Origin of the sequence: Idiomarina sp. HB, from assembly GCF_048059115.1 — a bacterium.
Taxonomy (GTDB): Bacteria; Pseudomonadota; Gammaproteobacteria; order Enterobacterales; family Alteromonadaceae; genus Idiomarina; species Idiomarina abyssalis.
This window is the reverse complement of the sequence record NZ_JAYLVU010000001.1, coordinates 1,124,413-1,147,125: the sequence shown is the minus strand read 5'-3', so window position 1 is coordinate 1,147,125 and position 22,713 is coordinate 1,124,413. Positions and strand designations below refer to the sequence as shown.

The window sequence follows — 22,713 nt, the reverse complement described above, 5'->3', positions numbered from 1 at the left end:
TTTATAGTGCAGGCCACTTTTTGTGGCCTTGTTAACACTCTTTGCAACAAAGCCAACAAAATTAGAACGAAAAGTTTACAACCCATTAACTTCCTGTTAAATTTTAAGCAGCTTCTATTAAAGAAGCGGCATAATAAAAACGTTCCAGGGAGTTTTTACTCATGAAAAATATGACATTTCGAAAAAGCTTAACGGCTGCAGCAGTTGCTGCGTCTTTAGGCTTTCCTGCATTAGCAGTTGCACAAGACAACCAAAATGACACTGATACGGCTGCAGAAGAAGTAGAGCGTATTCAGGTTACAGGTTCTCGTATTAAACGTACGGACTTAGAAACTGCATCTCCTGTAGAGATGGTTTCTTCTGAAGAAGTTAAAGCATCTGGTTTTACCCGTGTGGAAGACCTGATGGCAACTTTACCGCAGCTAGAAACAGCGACACAGAACTCGTTTGTTGCTAACGGTGCAGCGGGTGTTGCAAACCTTGACTTACGTGGTTTGGGCGCTAACCGTACTTTGGTACTGGTAAACGGTCGTCGTTTACAGCCAGGTGGTGTTTATTCACAGGCTGCTGACGTTAACCAAATCCCAACCGCTCTTATCGAGCGTGTTGAAGTATTAACCGGTGGTGGTTCTTCTACTTACGGTTCTGATGCTGTTGCCGGTGTTGTTAACTTCGTAATGAAGAAAGACATCGAAGGCTTTGAAGTAACTTTAGGTACTTCAGGCTATCAGCACGATAACAGCAATAGCTACATGCAAGGCTTGATGGATGAAGCTGGTTACGACTATCCAGAAGGCGGTTCTGGCGTTGACGGTAAAACTTATACCGTAGACGTTACAGGCGGCAGCATGTTTGCTGGCGGTAAAGGTAGTGCAAGTTTCTATGCAACTTTCCGTACTAACGAAGAATTGTTGCAGGGTGAGCGCGATTACTCTTCTTGTGCATTGAACGGTGCTGGTACTGCATGTGGTGGTTCTTCAACTGCTCCTGTACCTAACTTCTTCTTCTCGCCAATTGAAGGTGGTTCACCTAACTTTGATGAAGAAGTATTCTGGTCATTGACTGAAGATGGCAGCTTTGCACCATTTACTGACAACTTATATAACTACGCACCAATCAACCACTTCATGCGTCCTAATGACCGTTATACTTTCGGTTCATTCGTAAACTATGAAGCAAACGATAACTTCCGTCCTTATTTAGAAACCAGCTATATGCATGACCGTACTGCTGGTCAGATCGCACAGTCTGGTATTTTCTATCAGAACTTCGCGTTTGACGTAGACAGCGACGTATTCAGCGATGGACAGCGTCAGCAGTTCCGTGACCAGTTCGGCGCAGATACTGATCAGGTTATGGCTTACATTGGTAAGCGTAACGTAGAAGGCGGCCCTCGTATTAACAACCTTGAGCACAACTCATACCGTATCGTTGCTGGTGCAACTGGTGAGCTGAGCGCAATGTGGGAATACGATGTATCATTCCAGTATGGCTCAACTCAGTCATCATCGGTTTACATTAACGATTTCTACGTGCCTCGTATGCCTCAAGTACTGGGTGCAGCAGGCGCAGATGAGTGTGGCGAAGGCTGTATTCCTTATGAAGTTTTCAAATACCAAGGCGTAACTGGCGAAGCAGCAGACGCTCTGGGTGGTACAGCTATCCTGACTGGTTTAACAACGCAGCGTATTGTTAACGCGTTCGTAACTGGTGAAACAGGCTTCAGCATGCCTTCTTCTAACTACAATGTTGCAGCGGTATTTGGTGTTGAAAACCGTGAAGTTGACTTCGAACGTGTTGCCGACGAAGTTTACCAGCAGGGCGCTCTTTCAGGCCAGGGTGGTCCAACTGACAGCTTAATTGGTGGTTACAACGTTTCTGAAGTGTTCACAGAAATCAACGTACCGTTAGTTGAAGACGCTAGCTGGGCAAACAACCTGCAGGTTGACTTAGGCTACCGTTACTCTGACTACAGTTCATCTGGTGGTGAGCCAGCGTACAAACTTGGTTTAGACTGGCAGGTTAACGACGACTACAAAATTCGTGGTACATACAACCGTGCAGTTCGTGCGCCAAACGTTGCAGAACTTTTCGCAACCCAGGGCATAGGTTTGTGGGCAGGTGTTGATCCATGTGCCGGCGACAGCCCTGAGTACACTCAGGAACAGTGTGCAAGCACCGGAATGAGCTCAGGTCAGTACGGAAACGTTGCAGCTAACGCTGCAGGCCAGTACAACGCAATCTTTGGTGGTAACCCAGATTTGGATCCAGAGCTTGCTGACACAGTAACCTTCGGTCTTGTTGGTAACCCAACTGATAACTTCAACTTCTCAATCGACTACTGGAACATTGAGATGGAAGACCGCATTGGTACAATTTCACCAGAACTTATCATCCGTCAGTGTGCGGAAACTGGTGAAGCACAATGGTGTAATGCGATTACCCGTAGCCCATCAGGTGACTTGTGGCGTGGTACAGACGGCTACGTTAGCGCAACCAGCGTTAACCTTGCTGAATCTACCAACACTGGTATCGATACCAACATTAACTACAACACCGAAATTGGTGGCGGTCAGTTAGGTATCAGCTTAACTGGTACGTACTACATGACAAAAGAAACCACAACGGTTCCTGGTCTTGCTGGTACTACAATCGACTGTGCTGGCGTAATCAGCTCAGACTGTTTCCCACAAGCTGAATGGCGTCATTCAATGAACTTCACATACAGTACTGGTGACTGGTGGAGTGTCGGTGCTAAGTGGCGTTACCTTGGTTCAGTTGACTATGATGGATCAACTGACGAGCTAATCGGCGACGGTTTAGGTTCTACTAGCTACATCGATCTGAACGCAAACTTCGACGTTACAGAAAACGTTTCTGTACTGTTGGGTATGAACAACGCGTTAGATAAAGAACCTACCATTGTTGGTGACGTTAACAGCCTGAACGGTAACACTATTGCTGGTTACCACGATGCGCTAGGACGTTATGTATTCGGTAGCGTAACTTTCCGCTTCTAAGAAACTATCGCTTAGGCGAATACAGTTCTTAACAATAAAGGCGACCCTCGGGTCGCCTTTTTACCTTCTGTTTCTCTTGAGTTTATCTACTCACACAAGGAGAAAGTTGTGTTATTGTAAAAACATTGTCAAAAAGTTGTATGTTATTACTATGTCTCAACTCGCCCAACAGTTCCAAAAAGCCGTTAATGCTTTACAGCAAAATGATTTTATTCAAGCTGAAAAAATTGCCAGTCAATTAAACCAGCAAGCCCCTAACCACCCGGATATCCTGCATTTATTGGCTCTTGCAACTAAGCAAAGAGAGCCTGATAAAGCCGCTGACTATTTTGCGCGGAGCTTAAAAGCCAACCCGAAACAACCCAGTGTTTTGTCGAACTATGCAAACTTTTTACAGGGTAGCCAGCAGTTAATGGCGGCAAAGCAGAACTATACTAAAGCTTTGCAAATAAACCCGAAACTGCCTGACGCCTGGTACAACTTGGCATCGCTCCACTATCAGTCGAGAGATTACCTAGCGGCTATAGAAGCGGCGACTAAAGCGCTACAGCAAAAGCCCGACTTCAAAAATGCGGTGATTCTTAAGGCGCGTTCTGAGCTCGACTATAAGTTGTTTGATAAGGCAGAAGAGACACTTGCAAAAGCCCTCCAGCAATGGCCTCAGGAACCGTCGTTATTGTTTAATCTAGCTTTGGTCTATCGTTACACCGAGCGTACGAAGTCAGCTCGCGAAATTTTAGAACAACTGGGTGGAAAATTTGACGAAGCGCAACGGCAGTTTCAACTAGGTTGTCTTGCTTATGATGACAACGACTTTGAACAGGCGGAACAACTGCTACTGAAAACCATAGGGCTTAAAAACGATTTTGTTCCGGCGCACGAGGCTATTAATAAGCTTTACTGGGAGCACGACCATCAAGATAAGTTTTTGGCCTCCTTTCAGGAGTCGTTAAAAACTCAGCCCGATTCGTTGCCATTAGCTTATGCGTACCTGGCTCACTTACTTCGCTCCCAACAATACGAGCAAGCAGACTCAGAGATAGAAATGTTCCTTAAACGCTTCGGGGATGTGCACAGTTTGCTGCATATGAAGGGTACTCAGTGCTTGCGTAAAGGTGATGTTGAAGAAGCGTCGACTCTGTTTGATAAAGTGTTGGAACAGCAACCCAGGCATCCACGCTACTTGATTGATAAGGCCAATGTTTTGCTTAGGCAGAAGGCGTACGATAAAGCTTTTCAATTATTGGATCGTGCCCACGAGAATCAGCCACTTAACCAGGAGATACATGCCTATAAAGGCTTGTGTATGAAGCTGAGCGGTAAAGAGCAAGAGGAGAAATACCTTAATAATTACGATGACTATGTAAAAGTGGGTTATTTACCTGCGCCCGATGGTTATGATTCTTTGGAAGAGTTCTGGCCCATTTTAGTTAAGCGGGTTCAGGCGCTTCACAGAACTCAGCACCAACCGTTAGACCAGTCCGTATGCAAAGGTACTCAGACGGTGGGCTCTCTGCTCTCAATGGAAGACCCGGTTATTCAGGCTTATAAACAGAGTCTGGAGAGGTTTATCAATGACTACCTATCTGAGTTACCGGATGACAATCAGCATCCAGTAACTTCCCGGTACAATAACGGGTATCATTTTAGTGGAAGCTGGTCAGTTAAGCTGTTTAAGCAAGGGTTTCATACCAATCATGTGCACCCTGAAGGTTGGCTATCAATGTGCACTTATTTGAGCATTCCTGAGCAAGTCAAAGAAGACGACCCTGAACATAAAGGCTGGATAAAGTTTGGGCAAACATCGCTTAACTTAGGTGAGGAGGACACCATTGATATGAGCGTTTGTCCAAAGCCTGGTATGTGTGTGATTTTTCCCAGTTATTGCTGGCATGGCACGATACCCTTTGATACCGACGAAGAGCGGATCACCATCCCCTGTGATATTTTTCCGTCTTAAACGAACATTTGTTTAGTGAATCCTTCTAAACGTTAGTTAAAACTGGCCGATAACAAAGCATGAACTGAATTAACTAAGGTGAGTGTTATGGTTTATCGGCTTCTCGCTAGTATTGCGCTTGGCACGCTGTTTTTATTTTTTCCGAGCAGTGCTCAGGCCCATGTCTCAAACCCACACGAGACTATTGCAGATGATTTAGCGGCCCAGTTAGCGGACCAACTGGACGCTGACATTAAAGCCTACCCAATGTCTCAACTTGGTATTACTCGTTTGGTTTTAGCCGAAACACTCGAACAACCTGAGCATGGCGACTCTCTCTATCAGTTAAGTCATCAGTTGAGCGAGGGGCTATATGCACATCTTGAAGAGCGCGACATACTGTTAGTTGAGTTCAGAGCACAAGACTATCTCAGAATAAGTCAAAGAGGGGCTCTGGCACTAAGCAGAGACGCCGAGGCACTAAATCAGAACCCGAACTTAGACTGGATGCTGGTGGGAACACTCTCACGTAAAGACAGTGGTGCTATGGTCAACCTGCGTATTATTGACCGCAGAAATCAGCAGGTTTTGGCTGCTGCGAACCGTTACGTTCCTAAGCATTTATATTGGCCTAACAAACAGTCTGAAATGGTCAATGGCCGTTTGCAGCGCAACTAAGAGGTTTTGATAATGAAAGTATTTTTAACAACATTACTCACACTTACTTTATCCACAGCCTGCACTGTTTTACCGGCTAAGCAGCCAGTTGCGCATGATAACGCCGAAGAAAAGAGCTCTGATGTTTATCAGCAACCGGGCAGTGCCAAGTTTACCGCAGAGCTGGCGCAGCAATTAGTAGACAACGCCAGTATTAAACTGGAAGAAGCACAGGTTGGTGTTACGCACTTGGTTGGCGTTACCAGCCAGTATGATGAGAGCTCAGCTTTGAGTCAGGTACTGTCAGAACAACTGATGCTGGAACTGCATCGCCGTAACTGGAATGTTATGGATTTTAAAACAACGGACTTTATACGCGTTACCAGTAACGGTGACTTTGCGCTAAGTCGGGATTATCTGGAGCTGGACGAGATCATGCCAATTTCTCATGTTGTGGTGGGGACTTTATCCAGACATCGTGACGGCATAATGGTTAACACGCGTTTAGTCGACATTAACTCTAAAAAAGTTGCTAGCGTTGCCCAGGTGTTTTTACCTGAATCTGCTGTACGACAGTTAGATGAAAATGATGGTCAGCCGTTACTTAGAAAAGCGCCATAGAAGTCATTGGGCCTGTCGGTTATCAGCCAGGCCCATTCTGTTAAATTATCGCAGCTCAGGTTTTAGCTGAGATAAATATTCGCGGATACGATCAGCGTTTTTACCAACATCACTGCGTCCAACACGAGACTTACTGCGAATATCTAACTCACTGCCGTCTGCTGTAGCACGAATCCGGATAACAACGTCATCCTTAAAGCCAAACCAGGTGGTAGTGGCAGTGGCCTCAATACGCCCTTCGGTTTCTGAGCTGTCGACTAACTCCCATCCCATTTTATCAACGGCTAATAAAGCGGCTGAAAAAAGTTCATCCGGGGACTCCAGCGACTCATAAGTTGTGAGTTCAGGGTAAGCCTTGCGTTGTTGTTTTGCGGTATCTTCGCCGGCGTATTCAACCGGGTTAGATGCGTCAGCACGCAATGGCGCAATAGCGACAAACTCCGGTGGGTTTTGTGTATCGGTTGTAATGTCGTGAATTGCGGGAACGTTCTGAGCTTTTAAGTACTGGCTGAAAGGCATATAGAACGCAAAGCCGCCCGCAATAATTGCCAGACCGCTAAGCCCTGCTACAAGCCCCTGTGGGCGTCTAATTAAGTACCCAATAATATTAAGAACAAAGGCTGCCGCACCAATATAGGCCGCCCAGCGGAGCATTAAAAAAGCTGTTCCAAGCTCGGCCGTGCCGCTTTTATATAAAGGCCCCGATATGGCAAGGAGCACCACAGACAGTAACCCGAGAAAAATAAACAAACCGTGTAACGCTTTCATAGAGCAATCTCCTTAATAAGGTTGCCTGATATTACGTCACTATACCGGGTTTGGGTCAACGAGAATTTAACAGTTTTTAAACGTCAGCGATTATCTATACTGTTTAATGTCCAGTTGTAGTCAACAAAGCGGATATCTAAGCTTTGTTGTTTCATTTTCTCTTTTTGCCTGGGGTCACCAGAAAGCGCACTGATGTATTCTAAAAGATAGTCCTGAAGACCGTTGAAGTCGTCTCGATACCAGTCAAAAATTTTAGACAAATAAATGCCTTTGTCATCAATACCATTTTTGTCACGATCATTTAAAAAGGTGAGCATTTGGTCGTCTAACTGGGTATTCAGGTTTTCAGCTGTAAAGGCTTCAGCACGAAGTTTGGGGCAACTGATAGCGGCACAAACTAAGGCGGCATGTATTCGTGGTTCGTCAAAGTCGACTCGAATTTTTTCATGTTCAACCCAGTCCAGCGTGCGCCTCTCTCCTAGTAGCGTGAAAAAAGACTTTTCCCACGGTGTAGAGAATAATCCACCCAGGTCCCGAATGGACTCAGCTTCACCTGAACGAAACTCCTCAATATTGTCGACGATAAGTTTTAGAGTAAAGCCGTTGTATGCGTTGATTAAAAACGCAAGCTGCTGTTGGCTAGTCCAGCTTTGATACATCGGTTTTTCTACGGCTGAAAGTGCATCCAGGTAGGTGTTAAGCGGCTCACTGTTTTGAGCTAATTGATTGTAGTTAACCGCAGACTTTAAGTTGTTGTCATAGACTACGACTTGCTTGTCTAACACTTGAGTAAAATTTTCATGCGAGTGGTCAAATGACTGCGCGAACGCAGCCATTTGAAACACAGCACCTGTAATAAATACGAGTATTCGCATTGGCGGCTACCTTAAAGACTGAGTTTGGTATCGTAGTCGCGCAGTATAAACAACGCAACACAGGCTGCCAGCATAGGCCATGCTGCAAAAAACAGAAGATTATTAAAGGCATCTAAGTATTGTGGGAAAGAGGAAAAAGTCGATACCGCGTGTAAGATTAGAATGAGTCCGTAGGTAACTTTTTTCCATAGCCCGGCTAAAAATGCCAGACATAGTGCAATTTGAAGGCCACCCAGAATTGCAGCCAAAGTGGCTGATAATCCGCTAATACCATAAAAACCTTCGAATACCGCGGCGGTATGTCCCGGGTTTACAAATTTATCTAACGCCCAGACAAACATTACAATGAAAATACCAACCCGCAGGGCAAGCAGCGCCCACGGGAGTTTTTGTTCGAGTGATTGGCTCATAGTTGTTTCCGTTGTTGGTTTTGCACTTCACCTGATGTAACAACAAGCTACGCAAACTTCTTAAAGGGTTCATCAATAGGCGTCTGTGCAATATGGTTGGTAAAGTTACTCATGGTTTTCTGAGCAATACCTAAGATCACTTCCAATGCCTGACGCTGTCCGTAACCGGCTTCATAAAAGGACTCAAGTTCACTTTCACTGGCGTTTCCCCGTTTCTTAAGCATTACCAGGGTAAACTGGCGTAACGCCTCTAGCTTATCGTCGTCTAAAGCCTTACCCGCTTTGATATTTTCTGTGATTGAATCATCGGCGCCCATATTTTTGGCAATAGCGGTATGGGCAGGAACACAGTAATGGCATTCATTGAATACATTAATAGTTTGCCAAACAACGGTTAACTCGTTTTCGTCAAAGCTACTATTCACAAAAAGCTCGTGTACTTGCTGGTAGGCTTCGAGAATACCGGGCGCTTCAGCCATAACGGCGTGCAAGTTTGGAATCATACCGAAAGCTTTCTCTGAGCCTTCTAGCAGCTTTTTACTTTCCTCCGGCGCTGACTCTTTGTCGTGTCGTTTGAAATCACTCATACTTTACTCCTGACGTTTTGAGTTGTGAGTATCAATATAGAATAAAAGCTCAAAAATAAAAGAAGGCAGATGTCAGCTTGAGTGTTTTAGTCATACAGACAGGTGTTTCTGTTAAGAAAAGATTAGAGTTTGGATAACGGTGAATAGTAAAAAAAGCTATACATATTTTTTGTTTCCATCGTTAACAAAATGTTGCAATTGAAAAGAAGATGTGGTCTTCTTCTCTCTGGATCGTATTGCTAAAGGGTTTGCCTGAAAACAAGGCAGGTCTAGAATATGTGGTCTTTAATTATACAACTATAAAATTAATTAAATAGATTCAGGGAGACTGAACATGAACGAACAGTCATTATTGGCTCGCTCTATTAAAAATATTTTAATGGCGGGTGTCGGTTCTGCATTTTTAGCTGCGCCGACAATGGCTCAGCAAACAGACGTGAATTCTGGTTCTGAAGAGGAGGTCGTTAACTCCGCATCAGAGCAGCGTCAAGCCGAGAATCAAGATGTTGAAAAAATTCAGATAACGGGTTCACGTATAGCACGTATAGGCGCAAGCGCACCGTCGCCAGTAACCGTTATTAGCGGTGATGATCTCGTCGAAACAGGCGCTATGAACATCGGTGAGGTGTTAAGTCGTTTACCTGCATTGGCAACTACTTTCACACTTGCGAACTCTGGTCGATTTATCGGTACTGCTGGGATAAGCACGCTTAACCTGCGTAATATGGGTACAGACCGGACATTGGTATTGGTTGATGGAAAACGTCACGTTGCTTCAGCCCCCGGTTCAAGTGCCGTAGATACAAACACAATTCCTAGCTCGTGGATAGAACGAGTTGAGATTATTACAGGTGGAGCTTCAGCTGTTTATGGAGCAGACGCAGTAACTGGTGTTGTTAACTTTATCCTTAAGAAAAACATTGAGGGATTAGACGTTACGGCAACACGCGGGTACGCGGAAAATAGTGACTACAGTAACGAAAAGTATACCTTTTCGTACGGAACAAACTTTGCGGGGGGCAGAGGGAACATTGCGTTTTCGGCTGAATACAACGCTCAGGAATCACTCAATGCCCTAGATAACCCATGGACGGCAACGTCTTATGGTAGTTTTGGTTGGGAGTCGCTTTACGGTCCTCGTACCGACGAACAGTTAGATGATCCTGCATACCCAGATGTGTTAACACTTCCTAACGCTGGGTATTATGCAATTTCAACCGCAGGTACTACGTGGAACCCGTTTACTGGTGGCGTACTAGGTACGTTTAACCCGGACGGTAGCTATCGTGACGTCTATACTGGAGATGTTGTCGACTCAGCTCGTTTGTTTTGTCAGGATTGTGATTACATTAACTTACGTCAATTCAGTGAAATTCAGCCGGAATTCTCGCGAGTGAATTACAATCTGAAAGGTAACTATGAAATCAACAATGACATGAACTTTTACTACGACGCTAAGTACGTTAAAAGTGAAGGTCAGAACATTGGTCAACCATTTTTCCGTTTCTTCTCATTAGGATCTGCTGCAAATAACTATCCTTATGCTGTTAAACGTGACAACGCTTTTATGCCTGAAGGCATGGCAAATCAAATGGACGAACTTGGTGTTCCGTTCCTTGGTTTAAGCCGCATGTACAATGATGCTGGCCGACGCATTGAAGAGAATACTCGTGAAACCACTCGCGCGGTTGCCGGACTCGAAGGAATGCTAAACCAAGATTGGTCATATGACGTTTCATTGGTTTGGGGTAAGTCTGATATAGAGCGTGTTAATGGTGCTAACGTTATTCTTCAGAATATGGAATGGGCGCTTGATGCGGTTGATGATGGCAATGGTAATATTGTTTGCCGTAGCGAAGAAGCTCAGGCTGATGGCTGTGTGCCTTACAATCCGTTTGGACAGGGTATGGCCAGTGATGCTGCTCAGGATTACGTAACAACAACATCTATTGGTACTTCTGAAATTGAACAAGTGGTATTTAACGCAACGTTCAGTAACTCATTTTTATATGAGCTACCGGCAGGCTTTATAGGTTTTGCTGGTGGTGTTGAATATCGTGATGAGTCAAGCGTAACGGTTGAAGATGATTTTGCGAAAACAGGCGCAACCTTCTTTAATGCGTTGGGCGAAACTGACGGTTCTTATGATGTTTCAGAAATCTTTGGTGAGGTAACGGTTCCTTTACTGGCTAATGCTCCTTTAGTTCAACAATTGAACTTAGATGCTGCAGTGCGTTATGCGGACTATTCTACCATCGGTGGAGCGACAGCGTGGAAGCTTGGTCTAGACTGGACTATCAATGATGAATTACGTTCACGTTTCACATATTCAGAAGCGATTCGTGCGCCAAACATTGACGAGCTATTCTCTGGACAAAGCCAGTCTTTCGCTAATGTTGATGACCCCTGTAAAGTATCAAACTTGGCTAATCAAACAGCAGAAAGTCGTGCTCAACGTGAAGCAAACTGTGCCGCATTAGGTGTTCCGGCTGGCTTTGACTCAAGTTACGACTCAGCAACTTTGGAAACCTTAGTTGGTGGTAACCCTGATTTGATGGAAGAAACTTCAGAGTCAATCACTGCTGGTATCGTTTATTCACCATCTTGGTTTGAAGGTTTTAGTGCGACTGTTGATTACTGGGAAATTGATATTGACGACACTATCAGTAGTATTGGTTTTCAGACCGTTCTGGATCGCTGTGTTGACGCTGAATCTGTCAACAATCAGTTCTGTGATTTGGTGACTCGTGATCCGGCAACAGGCGAAATCAGTTTAATCCGTGGCTTCGCGCTTAACATTGCACGTTCACTGAACTCCGGTGTTGATTTCGAAATGAGTTATGACTTTGCAGCTTTAGGCGGTCAGTTTAATACTAACTTAATCGGTACTAAACTGATTGAAGCAAAAGACTTTCCTTTTGCTGATGAGCCAGAAAACTTCACTGACTACGCGGGTGTTCTAGGTGATCAGGAGCTCCAATTACAGTTTAATATCAATTACTCTATTGATAACTGGGCATTTGGAACTCGAACTCGCTTCCTAGATGGTGTGGATCTTTATACGCCTACCGATTTAGAGAGTAACCCGAATCCAAGTAACTATATGGAATATGGTAGCTACGCTGTAACTGATGTAACTGCTGGCTATACTTTCGATAATGGATTAGGCCTAACTTTAGGTGTTGATAACTTCTTCAACCGAGGATTACCTGGCACTACAACAGGTACGGGAGCAGGTTCTGCAATTTATGACAATATTGGTCGTTTTGCATACTTGCGTGCGTCATTTAACTTCTAATTTCTATATTTTCTCTGGAACGATAAAGGTCTAGAAAATTAGAGTTTAACAACTAAAGCCCTTCCATTTCGGAGGGGCTTTTTATTTATTAGAACCCTTTAGATATAAAGGATTGCACGGGAGCCTCTTTTGCTTGACTACGAGTCTATTTCTCAGTTCCAGCTCAATGACCGTTACGATAATCCGCAGGAGAGATACCTGCATACTTTTTGAAGAAACGGCTAAAAGCAGTTGCCGACTGATAACCGAGCTGCTCTGCAATTAAGTCCAGCGGTAGCTGCGAGCCATTGAGTAACATTCGCGCTCTTTGTAGTCGAAGCTGATCGACGAGTTTTTTGGGCGTCAGGCCAGTTTTCTTGATGCACCGCTCTGCAAATGCACTGACCGACAAATAGGCGAGTTCTGCCAGGTGTTCTACTGACCAGTCTGCTCCGGGTTCGTCAATTATCGCAATAACCACCGAGCGTAACTGGCGATCATTGAGCGCCGCTAAAGGTCCATTGAGAGACTCGCCTTGATCAATAACTTGCCGCAGCAGGTTAAGAGCAAGAACGTCACTGAGTCGACTAATTACGGTATGGTATCCGGGGGCTTGCTGAGTTGTCTCAAATCTGATCATCTCGATAATATGTGACAACTGCTGGTACTGGTCGGCTTGCTTCAGAATGAGCCAGGGCGGTAATAGTTGAAATAACGTGTCATTTGCTCCCGGAGCCGATTTTACATCGTAGCAGACAACACCATATTGTTGATGGTCGGGCTGACAATACTGGGGAATATCTGATTCATTGATATCGGATGGGATCTGAGTCTCACTCAAAAAGTGTGAAACCCCTTTATTCACGAAAATGATATCGGATGCACTGAGCTTTACAGGGGCGACGGAAGAATCAGGAAAGCCAAACCAGCAATCTCCTTTTGTGACAACATGAAACGCAACTTTTTCCGGCCGTTTGACCATTAGAGTCCAGTCTCCGCAAAGGCCTGACTCGAAGTGGAGTTCGGTACCCTGCGCTACTTGCTCTAGCAGTTCATTTAGGGCTTCCGTTGTTTGAGTTGTGTGTTCTGTTGTTTTTGTCATTCCGTTATCAATTCAATTAGTTAATACTGGCTATTATGCTTGATGCTAGTTGGGAGTAAAGATTTAGCAGCTTTGCTTTTACTTCCGGTGACTTAATTGAGAGAAAAACGATCTTATTGTTAATGAAAGGCGTAATCGACTGGCGCGGCTAATAAAAGTTTTTAGTGCTACTTGGCAAATACAAAGTGTAAATAAGGAAAACAAGAATGAAAAAGTGGTTGTGGCTCGGTTTATTACCTTTAACGGCAGTTGCACAAGAAAAGCCAATGGAAGTGATAGAGGTAATTGGTCGCGATGACTCAGGGGTGGTATTACCCTCTGAAGAGTCAACCGAAGGCTTATTTGGCTTAGCTGAAAGCTTGCAGGATATTCCGCGCGCCGCCACCGCAATTAGTGGCTCGTTAATGGAAGAAGCCGCAATTAACGACTTACATGACATTGCTCGTTTTGCGCCAAATAGTTTTGCTGCGGCGGGCTTTGGTAGCCCGTCATTACCGACACTTCGGGGCCAGCTGGGCGAGCTCTATGAAGCAGGTATGCGCCGTCAGGCCGGGAATAATGGCCTGGGAGTTCCTATGTCATTTAACGCCATTGAAAGTATCGCTGTGGTTAAAGGCGCGCCGCCGGTCATGCTTGGCACTTCGCAGCGCGTTGGCGGCTTTGTGAATTTGCAGCCTAAAACGGCTCGTGTGACTGAGTCAGACTCGACATTAAAAGCGCAGTTTGGCGAGTGGAGTCAGCAACGCTTGCAGCTTGACCACAACTGGGTGTTAGAAGAAAACGAACAGGGTCTGCGCATTAGCGCTGAGTATGTGGATGAAGACAGTTTTTACGATTACCACCATCATCGCAGTGACGATATTCTGCTAGCGTATAAGTTTGCCCCGAACGATGATACACAGCTGGATGTCTCGCTTGAGTATTATGACGTAGAGTGGACAGATAATGCCGGTATCAACCGGCCAACGCAGAACCTTATCGACAATAACCTGTACATTACGGGGCAGGGCGTTCAGCCAAATGGTTCACAGGTTCCGGGTGCCGGCGCGGTTATCAGCCCTACCGGAGAAGTGGAAATTGACCGCAGCACCACGCTGACGGATCCTCTGGACACGAATACTGCTGAGACGACATTATTGCATGCCAAACTTCAGCACTGGCTGAACGACGATATGGTGCTGGTTAACCGTACCTACTATCAGTACTTAACCCGAGAAGGCATTAACCAGAACAGTTTTGTCGAAATTATTGATGACGCGCATACCTTCGAAAATCGGACCGAACTTCACATTAATAAGAAGACAGTGGTGGGTGTGAATTTGCGAGTTAACGACGTACTTGGTTATAGCCAGTTTACGACCGAGGCGGATAATCCTATCGACTTAACCGGTCCTGTCAGTAACCGCCGAATTCCTTTAACCGATGAGCAGCAAGCTCGCTTAATTGAGCTACGCCCGGGTTTATTTGTATCACCAGGTAGTCAGTACGATATTGACGGTGATGGTGCAGGTGATTTCAATTTATCGGACACCACAAATTCAACCAGTTACCAATGGGGCGCTTTCGCTCAACACGAGTTGGACATTACCGACAAGTGGCGCATTACGGGCGGGGTAAGAGCCGATTATTATGATGTAAAAGCTGAAGACCCAATAGCGCCGCAGGGCGTTGAAGCTGCTAATGATACCTACAGCGACTGGTTGACGGCCGTTAGTTTATCAACACAGTACAACTGGACGCCCGAGCTTACATTCTATGCTACAGCTTATGAAAGTGACTCGACGTCGAACTCAATGGCCGGAGGGACTGTATTGAATGCGTCTGGCCAAATCGATGCGCAGAACTTTGCGACAGAGAACTCGCTTTACGAGCTGGGCGTGAAGTACGCTCCGGGTGATACGCGTTGGTACGCCGACGCCGTGTTTTTTGACCAAAAGCGCAGTTTGCGGAATCGTGATGGGTCGAACAGCGGTATTCGCACCGAGGGTTTTGAGACCCAGTGGCACTTCTCTTCCGCTTCAGGAACGCACGAAGCAGGCTACTGGATAACTCTGGCCGCCAGCTACATTGATGCGCGTTGGGATGATTCCGCAGCCTCACAGGGAACAGGTCAGATAGCCGATGCGTTTGATGATTCACGGCCCGACATTATAGAAGGTACGGGTGTAGGCTCTCCGAATTTCACTCTATTCCCGGCTTCTAATCAGCAGCTTCAGGGGATTCCGGAAGTGCAGGCTTCGGCTGTTGCTGGCTGGCAGGTTACGCCTGAGTGGTCAGTAGGTGGTGACTTAAGCTATACCAAGCATTATCCGTTGGATTATCTGCAGACCGTATTTATACGTGACCAGCATACCTTAAACCTGAACGCGCGGTATCGGTTTACGCCGCAGTTAAGTGCCCGCATTGATGTGTTTAATGCAACCGATCAGGACAACTGGTCGCCGGTATTTGAAGGCGGTTATTTTGGTGCAACCCTGGCTTTTCCATCGCAGCCTAGACATGCCCGTTTAAGCGTTAACTACAGATTTTAAGGAAGCTTTATGTCAGCCAAGAAGCTGTTGCTATTACTCGTTATTATTACGCTGTTTGTCAGTGCATTTGCGTTTGACCTGACACAGTATTTATCGCTTGATGTTTTAAAAGAAAAGCAACAGCAGCTAAATCAGCTTTTCGTTGATTACCCCTTTACTGTCTTTGCTATTTATTTCGTTATTTATGTGGTGACAACGGCGTTATCACTGCCCGGCGCGACTATTCTGACGCTAGGTTCTGGGGCAATATTCGGGCTCGGTTGGGGCTTACTTCTGGCAAGTTTTGCTGCGTCTTTTGGTGCCTTTCTGGCTTTTTTAAGCGCCCGCTTTATTCTGCATGACTGGGTGCAGGAAAAATTCGGTGATCGCCTAACCGCTATTAACCGCGGAATGGAGCGAGACGGCGCGTTTTACTTACTGAGCCTACGCCTGGTTCCGCTGTTCCCGTTTTTCGTTATTAACCTGGTTATGGGCCTGACAAAAATAAAGGCGTGGACCTTTTACTGGGTCAGTCAGGTGGGCATGTTACTGGGTACCGCTGTGTACGTTAATGCAGGAACCCAGCTGGCTCAGATATCCAGTCTGGGGGATGTCGTTTCTGCGGACTTAATTGGTGCCTTTGTTTTACTGGGAATATTCCCGCTAATTGCTAAAGCTGTACTGGCCTTTTTGAAACGCCGTAAGGCCTTTAAAGGTTATAAAAAGCCCAAGTCTTTTGACAATAACCTGGTGGTTATAGGTGCCGGTTCAGCCGGGTTAGTCAGTGCTTACATAGCGTCAGCGGTAAAAGCAAAGGTAACCTTAATAGAAAAGCATAAAATGGGCGGAGACTGCCTCAATACCGGATGTGTGCCCTCCAAGGCTTTGTTACACGTAGCGGAGCTTGCTCACAATGCACGCAATGCCTCTCGCGTTGGGGTGAGTGTTGGAAAGGTGTCGGTCGATTTTAAACAAGTGATGCAGCAGGTACAGTCGGTCATTAAGGACATTGAACCGCACGACTCGGTTGAGCGTTATACCAAGCTGGGTGTTAATGTTGAGCAGGGGGAGGCTCGTATTGTTTCGCCCTGGGAAGTTGACGTTACCAGTAATGGCGAGACAAAGCGTATCACCACCCGCAGTATTATTATTGCAACCGGAGCAAAGCCATTAGTACCCAGCTTTGAAGGCCTGGATAAAGTTGATTACTTAACCTCGGATACATTATGGGAGTTAGAAGAGCTGCCTAAACGCTTATTGGTATTGGGTGGCGGTCCCATTGGTTGTGAGTTGTCACAAGCGTTTCAGCGTTTAGGTTCGCAGGTCACTCAGGTGGAAATGGCTGATCGGCTTATGGGTCCGGAAGACAACGACACAGCCAGTCTGTTGAGTGAGCGTTTAAGTGCTGAAGGTATTGATATTAAATTGAACCATAAGGCCCTGCGATTCGAGCAACACGATGGCGAATCGGTTCTAATTGCTGAGCATGATGGGCAAGAAACTCAGTTGCCGTTCGACAAAGTGATTATTGCACTGGGTCGGCAACCTAATATCTCCGGCTTTGGGTTAGAGGAACTGGGGATACAGACCAATAAAACGGTCAGTACCAATGAACTGCTTCAGACTAACTTTCCAAACATATACGCCTGTGGTGATGTTGCCGGGCCTTACCAGTTTACCCATGTGGCATCGCATCAGGCCTGGTATGCTTCAGTGAATGCGTTATTTGACCCCTTTAAGACATTCCGTGCTGACTATTCTGTTATCCCCTGGGTAACTTATACTTCGCCGCAGGTAGCCAATGTGGGCCTAACTGAGCAGCAGGCCGAGAAAGCAGGTAAGGCGTACGAGGTGACTGAATACGATATTGGCGATTTGGACCGTGCTATTGCCGATGACAATGCTTTTGGTCGGGTGAAAGTTCTGACCAAACCTGGTAAAGACGAACTGTTGGGTGTGAATATTGTTGGGCCGCAGGCCGGAGAGTTGCTGGCGGAGTATGTGCTGGCAATGAAACATGGTATTGGTCTGAATAAAATATTGGGTACCATACACAGTTATCCGACGCTGGCAGAAGCCAATAAATACGTTGCCGGAGAGTGGAAGCGGGCCAACGCCCCACAGAAGCTGCTAGCATGGGTTGAGAAGTTTCATCGCTGGCGCCGGAGTTAACATGCGTTTTATAGCAGCCATCAGTTTATTGTTTGTGACACTTTTTGCCACCTCGCCGTTAAAAGCGAATGAGGTGAACTTTTATGCCTGGGGTGGCTCGTCGGAAGTAAATAGTTACTTACGTTGGGCTCAGAAAGAGCTAAAGGCTGAAGGTATTCAACTTCGCCACAATAAAGTGGCCGATGCCTCTGAGGTGGTTAAGCAATTAATTGATGGACGCTCCAATGCCGACATTATCTGGATAAACGGCGAGAACTTTCACGCACTGAAAAAAGCCGGAGCTTTACGCTCCATTGCCGATGAAATTAAAGCGTTAAATAACATCAGCCCAGAACTTAACTGGCAGAGCGATTTTGGTGAACCGGTTGAAGGACTGGAAGTGCCCTGGGGTGTCGGGCAGTTTAACCTTATTAGCCGCCCTGGGCTTTTCAGCCAAAAAGCAGTGAGTGCCGAAGCATTACTGAACGCTGCGTGGGAAAATAAAGGTCGTATCAGCTACCCTAAGCCGCCGGACTTTCATGGCACCACCTTCTTAAAGTCACTGCTGTTGTCATTGCATCCGCAACAGCGTGAAGTTTTTCAGCAGCCAGTAAGCGAAGTTGATGCGAATGAATGGACTAAGCTTTTATGGCACTATTTAGACAAACTGCATCCACTATTGTGGCAGCAGGGTGAAAATTTTCCATCGTCAGCCGGAGAACAAATTTCTTATCTGGCGAACGGGCAGTTGTTAATGGCGGTCAGTTTTAACCCTAATGATTATCAAACCTTAGTTAATCATGGGCGATTGCCGGCCGGTGTTGAGCGTCATACGTTGTCAGATGAAGCCATAACCAATACTCATTATCTGGCCATTCCGGTCAGTTCGAATAATGCCGAAGCTGCAAAGGCGGTCATCGAGTTCTTGTTGTCTGAAAAGGCGCAGCAAAGAAAAGCCGATACCAACCGCTGGGGCGATCCTTCCGTTTTAAAACGCACGCAAAAAGGTGATAAGAGCTCTGCGTTACTCGAACCTACCGATGACTTTCATGCCAGCTGGCAGAATTATCTGGAGCGGGAATGGTCCGCGCGTTATCAATAGCGGTCTGGTTACTGCTGATTATTCTGCCTGTCGGCAGCGGTGTGTTTTTCCTGTTGCTGACATCTCTTGATGCGAAAACCGGAGTCAGTTTAGCGGCATTCAGCGAACTACTATTGGGTTACGAATCGATATTGTCGAGCTTTGCTCTTGCGATTGTGGCGCCTTTTGTAGCGTGCTATCTGGCGCTTTGGATGGCACCAGGCATACTTCGTAAACCGCGCTTACAACAGTTGCTGTCCCCTTTGCTGTCTATTCCGCAAGTGGCTTTTGCGGTGGGACTTATGCTGTTAATGAGCCCGTCGGGCTGGCTAGTGCGGCTGGTGGAAGCTGTCAGCGGGCTCTTCCCCGCGCCGCCGGCAGGTTGGCCGTTACCGGGAAAATCCTTAGTGACAGTGACAACTGTACTGGTCTTAAAAGAGCTGCCGTTTTTGTTGTTGATGATATCGGCTCAGTTAAAACAATTACCGGTTAAGTCCTGGCTTGTTCAGGCTCAGAGCTATGGCTATAGCGAACGCCAGGCCTGGTGGCGTATCGTGACGCCGGAATTATTGCGCCGGATGACACTTCCTATGGCAGCAGTGATCATTTACTCGTTGTCTGTGGTTGATATTCCGTTATTGGTTGGTAGTAACACGCCTGCCGTATTGGCTCAGCGAGTTTACGAATGGACCTTTCAGTTTGCAGCCAATAGTCAGATAAAAGCAATGACAGGTGCCTGGGTTCTGTTAGTAATGGCTTTGCTTTTACTCTTAATGAATTCAAAGCATTCTGTTCTGTATCGCCGTTTAGTACTGGGGAAAAGCGCGGGCACGCCAGAGCGATTTAATTCGGACAAGGCCAGCCGTTATGCGTGGGGCTTTTTAGGCTTTCTCTCGTTTGGGGTTATTACTGTTTTAGCGTTACAAAGCCTGGCCTCAAGCTGGTTTTATCCGGATTTATGGCCGGCTGCTTTAAGTCCTGAGCGCTGGCAAACGGAGTGGAGTTACCTGCTGGAACCAACGGTTCACAGTTTTTGGCTGGCGTTACTCAGCGCAACTACCGGAACTATAGCCGCAATGGTTTTACTGCAAAGGCAGAGACAAAAAGCGGTTAATTCATTTTACTGGCCGGTTCTTATTGCTTTGTTAATTCCGCAGGTGCCATTGGTATTAGGCTGGCAACGAGTGCTTGGCCAACAGTTAACTGAAGGTTGGCAGCTTTGGTGGGTGTTCTGGTCTCATGCCGTATATACTTTGCCTTATGCTTATTTAGTCTTACATGGCGCTTATACCAGCTTTAACGAACAATGGTTGATTCGGGCACAAAGCCTTGGTTACTCGGCACGGGCAGTCTGGTGGAGAGTTATGCTGCCAATGCTAAAACAACCGGTTGCCATTGCTTTTGCTGTTGCTTTCTCCGTCAGTATTGCTCAGTACTTGCCAACTCAATGGTTGGGGCAAGGAGTTACGCCTACTTTAACCACCGAAGCGGTGAGTGTGGCCAGTGGCGGAGACTGGCGTATAGGCAGCCTTTACGCACTGCTGCAGATGTTATTGCCTTTATTGGTCTTTATCGCCGTAGGGGGAATCAGGAAGGAAAGCTATGCTGAACATTCGTGATCTTAAAATTGAGCTGCTGAGAGGCGACCAGGCGGAGCTTTTATTCCAGCTGGATGAATTAACCGTTGGAAAAGGCGAAGTTGTGACACTAATGGGCCCCAGTGGCGTCGGTAAGTCGACTTTATTACGCTGGATTTTGGGAGAACCTCTGGTTAACTTTCGTATTCAGGGACAGTTAAGCTTAAATGGTGAGGACATCACCGGTAAGTCTATTGCGCAGCGTCAGCTAGGCATGATGTTTCAAAAAGGTGGTTTATTCCCCCATTTGACGATTGAAGAGAACTGCCTGTTTGCTCAAAAGCCACGCTCTAATTTGAACCGCATTGAACAGAAAGAACGCGCTTTAACCATGCTGAAAACCCTGGGTCTTGAAGATAAATGGCCCGTTTACCCCGACAGCTTAAGTGGAGGACAGTATGCCCGCGTTGCTTTACTGTGTTCATTGCTGGCAGAGCCGCAAGCGATGTTACTGGACGAGCCCTTTTCATCGTTAGATGCAGGCCTGCGTGAAGATGTCAGACAGTGGACTTTTGCACTATTACAGGAAAGGGAAATTCCAACGTTGCTGGTGACTCATGATACTGCCGATGCCTGCGGGCGAGTGATTGAGATGAGAGGAGAAAGCGTTAATGTTTGACCCTAAAATGCTCCCTGTTACCCGCAAAGCTCTGGATATACCAGCGAGACTCTTAGTACGCGCCGGAATCAGTGCTGATCAGGTCACCATTGCTGGCTTTTTCATTGGTTTACTGGCGGTTCCTTTACTGGCTTTCCAGTATTATGAACTGGCACTGGTTGCAATTTTAGTGAACCGGGTATCTGACGGTTTAGACGGGGCAGTGGCAAGGCGCACGCAGTTAACCGATGCCGGTGGCTATATTGATATCGTGCTGGATTTCATTTTTTACAGTGCGGTGGTGTTTGGTTTTTTACTGGCGGTGCCAGAACAAAACGCCATAGCCGCCGGGGTTTTGCTTGTTACCTTTATGGGAACCGGCGCGACTTTCTTAGCTTTTGCCAGTGTGGCCGGTAAACGTGGCATTGAAAACCCGGACTACCCAAATAAGTCGTTGCACTATATGGGCGGTTTAACCGAGGGCTTTGAAACTATTATGGCTTTTGTGGCGTTTTGTCTGTGGCCCCAACACTTTTCAGTGCTGGCTTACGTGTTTGCTACCGCATGCTGGGTTACCGCAATAACGCGTATTGTTGCTGGTTACCGGACATTAAAGCAGCCCGTAGCGGCGGAGGAGCATCATGTCTGAAACTCTCTGGCGTCTAAGCGTTTTTATTGGTGTCTTACTGGTTATGGTTTTATGGGAGTTTCTCGCGCCAAAGCGAAAGCCGCGCTACAGCCGTAAACAGCGTTGGACTGCTAACCTGGCTATTGTTGCGGTTGATACCTTACTGCTGCGAGTTATCGCACCTGTCGGTCTCACGGGTATTGCTTTGTGGGCATCAGAACAAGAGTGGGGGCTGTTTCATTATTTAAGCAGCACTGCCGGCAATGAACTCCCGTTTTGGTTTGTTGTTCTGGTTAGCCTTGTAGCGCTGGATATTGTTCTTTATTGGCAGCATCGGCTGTTTCACCGTATTCCTGTGTTATGGCGTATGCACCGGGTGCACCATGCCGATCCTGATTTTGATGTAACCACCGGTTTGCGCTTTCATCCCGCAGAAATTGTTCTCAGTTTTTTTATCAAGGCTGCTGCCATTCTTGCGCTGGGTGCACCGGCACTGGCTGTTATTGTATTCGAAATTATTCTCAACGCCTGTTCTTTGTTTAACCATGGCAATGTTGCGTTGCCGAAGCCCCTGGAGCGCGCTGCGCGTAAAGTTCTGATTACCCAGGAGTTACATCGCATCCACCACAGTGTTGAAAAAGAAGAGACCAACAGCAACTACGGTTTTAGTGTCAGTTGGTGGGATCATCTGTTTGGCAGTTTTACTTCCAAGCCTAAGGCGGGTTCTGATCAAGTCGATATTGGTTTAAAAGAATATAGAGATGCGAGTATTACGACGAAACTTTGGGGACTGCTAAAAATTCCTTTTCGCAACTAACCTCGGGCTTCACACTTATCTTGCCTTACCCGTTA

17 protein-coding genes are annotated in these 22,713 nt (G+C 46.4%); 12 read left to right on the top strand and 5 right to left on the bottom strand.

The annotated features are described in order from the left end of the window. The first annotated feature begins 161 nt into the window (after positions 1–161). The 4 genes from VBY75_RS05695 (at position 162) to VBY75_RS05680 (ending at position 6,237) form a co-directional block, all read left to right on the top strand. A complete protein-coding gene (locus VBY75_RS05695) occupies positions 162–3,020 on the top strand; it encodes a TonB-dependent receptor domain-containing protein (protein WP_222236648.1) in 2,859 nt (952 codons plus the stop codon). Between the two features lie 151 nt (positions 3,021–3,171). After that, positions 3,172–4,980, top strand: coding sequence for a tetratricopeptide repeat protein (locus VBY75_RS05690; protein ID WP_416511456.1), 1,809 nt, complete (start codon positions 3,172–3,174; stop codon positions 4,978–4,980). Between the two features lie 87 nt (positions 4,981–5,067). After that, complete coding sequence (locus VBY75_RS05685; RefSeq protein ID WP_416511454.1) at positions 5,068–5,637, top strand: FlgO family outer membrane protein; 570 nt, start codon at positions 5,068–5,070, stop codon at positions 5,635–5,637. 12 nt (positions 5,638–5,649) lie between these two features. Beyond that, positions 5,650–6,237 (top strand): FlgO family outer membrane protein, encoded by a 588-nt coding sequence (locus tag VBY75_RS05680; RefSeq protein WP_054491191.1) that lies wholly within the window; start codon positions 5,650–5,652, stop codon positions 6,235–6,237. Positions 6,238–6,282: 45 nt separating this feature from the next. Here VBY75_RS05680 and VBY75_RS05675 read toward each other — a convergent pair whose 3' ends face one another. The 4 genes from VBY75_RS05675 to VBY75_RS05660 all read right to left on the bottom strand — a co-directional run bounded on the left by VBY75_RS05675 (position 6,283) and on the right by VBY75_RS05660 (position 8,877). Then, entirely contained in the window at positions 6,283–7,005 is a 723-nt protein-coding gene (locus VBY75_RS05675; protein WP_054491192.1) for a DUF1499 domain-containing protein, read from the bottom strand. Positions 7,006–7,088: 83 nt separating this feature from the next. Further along, entirely contained in the window at positions 7,089–7,880 is a 792-nt protein-coding gene (locus tag VBY75_RS05670) for a DUF547 domain-containing protein (protein WP_054491193.1), read from the bottom strand. Positions 7,881–7,891: 11 nt separating this feature from the next. Continuing rightward, positions 7,892–8,290: a hypothetical protein gene (locus VBY75_RS05665; RefSeq protein ID WP_054491194.1), complete on the bottom strand. Its 399-nt coding sequence runs from the start codon at positions 8,288–8,290 to the stop codon at positions 7,892–7,894. A 47-nt stretch (positions 8,291–8,337) separates the two neighbouring features. Next, positions 8,338–8,877, bottom strand: a complete 540-nt coding sequence (locus VBY75_RS05660) for a carboxymuconolactone decarboxylase family protein (RefSeq protein ID WP_199495004.1) — start codon at positions 8,875–8,877, stop codon at positions 8,338–8,340. A 334-nt stretch (positions 8,878–9,211) separates the two neighbouring features. On the opposite strand from VBY75_RS05660, the gene VBY75_RS05655 reads away from it, so the two are divergent. Beyond that, positions 9,212–12,175 carry a TonB-dependent receptor plug domain-containing protein gene (locus VBY75_RS05655; protein ID WP_416511450.1) on the top strand — a complete coding sequence of 988 codons (2,964 nt, stop codon included), beginning with the start codon at positions 9,212–9,214 and terminating at the stop codon, positions 12,173–12,175. A 163-nt stretch (positions 12,176–12,338) separates the two neighbouring features. Here the strand turns inward: VBY75_RS05655 and VBY75_RS05650 are convergent, their stop codons facing one another. Beyond that, on the bottom strand, positions 12,339–13,256 hold the full coding sequence (locus VBY75_RS05650; RefSeq protein ID WP_416511447.1) for a cupin domain-containing protein: 918 nt from the start codon (positions 13,254–13,256) through the stop codon (positions 12,339–12,341). A gap of 206 nt (positions 13,257–13,462) precedes the next feature. Between VBY75_RS05650 and VBY75_RS05645 the strand changes: the two genes are divergently transcribed. Genes VBY75_RS05645 through VBY75_RS05615 form a run of 7 tightly spaced genes read left to right on the top strand, consistent with a single transcriptional unit; the run spans position 13,463 to position 22,678 of the window. After that, the gene (locus VBY75_RS05645) at positions 13,463–15,787 is read left to right on the top strand and encodes a TonB-dependent receptor (RefSeq protein WP_416511445.1); all 2,325 of its coding nucleotides are present in this window, start codon (positions 13,463–13,465) and stop codon (positions 15,785–15,787) included. A 9-nt stretch (positions 15,788–15,796) separates the two neighbouring features. Next, positions 15,797–17,938 carry an FAD-dependent oxidoreductase gene (locus tag VBY75_RS05640; protein WP_416511443.1) on the top strand — a complete coding sequence of 714 codons (2,142 nt, stop codon included), beginning with the start codon at positions 15,797–15,799 and terminating at the stop codon, positions 17,936–17,938. A gap of 1 nt (position 17,939) precedes the next feature. After that, a complete protein-coding gene (locus tag VBY75_RS05635; RefSeq protein WP_416511441.1) occupies positions 17,940–19,019 on the top strand; it encodes an ABC transporter substrate-binding protein in 1,080 nt (359 codons plus the stop codon). Then, on the top strand, positions 18,998–20,617 hold the full coding sequence (locus tag VBY75_RS05630; RefSeq protein ID WP_416511439.1) for an ABC transporter permease subunit: 1,620 nt from the start codon (positions 18,998–19,000) through the stop codon (positions 20,615–20,617). Before VBY75_RS05635 ends, VBY75_RS05630 begins: the two co-directional genes overlap by 22 nt. Then, positions 20,601–21,254 (top strand): ATP-binding cassette domain-containing protein, encoded by a 654-nt coding sequence (locus VBY75_RS05625; protein WP_416511437.1) that lies wholly within the window; start codon positions 20,601–20,603, stop codon positions 21,252–21,254. Before VBY75_RS05630 ends, VBY75_RS05625 begins: the two co-directional genes overlap by 17 nt. Beyond that, the gene (locus VBY75_RS05620) at positions 21,247–21,882 is read left to right on the top strand and encodes a CDP-alcohol phosphatidyltransferase family protein (RefSeq protein WP_416511434.1); all 636 of its coding nucleotides are present in this window, start codon (positions 21,247–21,249) and stop codon (positions 21,880–21,882) included. Before VBY75_RS05625 ends, VBY75_RS05620 begins: the two co-directional genes overlap by 8 nt. Further along, entirely contained in the window at positions 21,875–22,678 is an 804-nt protein-coding gene (locus VBY75_RS05615; protein WP_416511432.1) for a sterol desaturase family protein, read from the top strand. Before VBY75_RS05620 ends, VBY75_RS05615 begins: the two co-directional genes overlap by 8 nt. Positions 22,679–22,713: the final 35 nt, after the last annotated feature.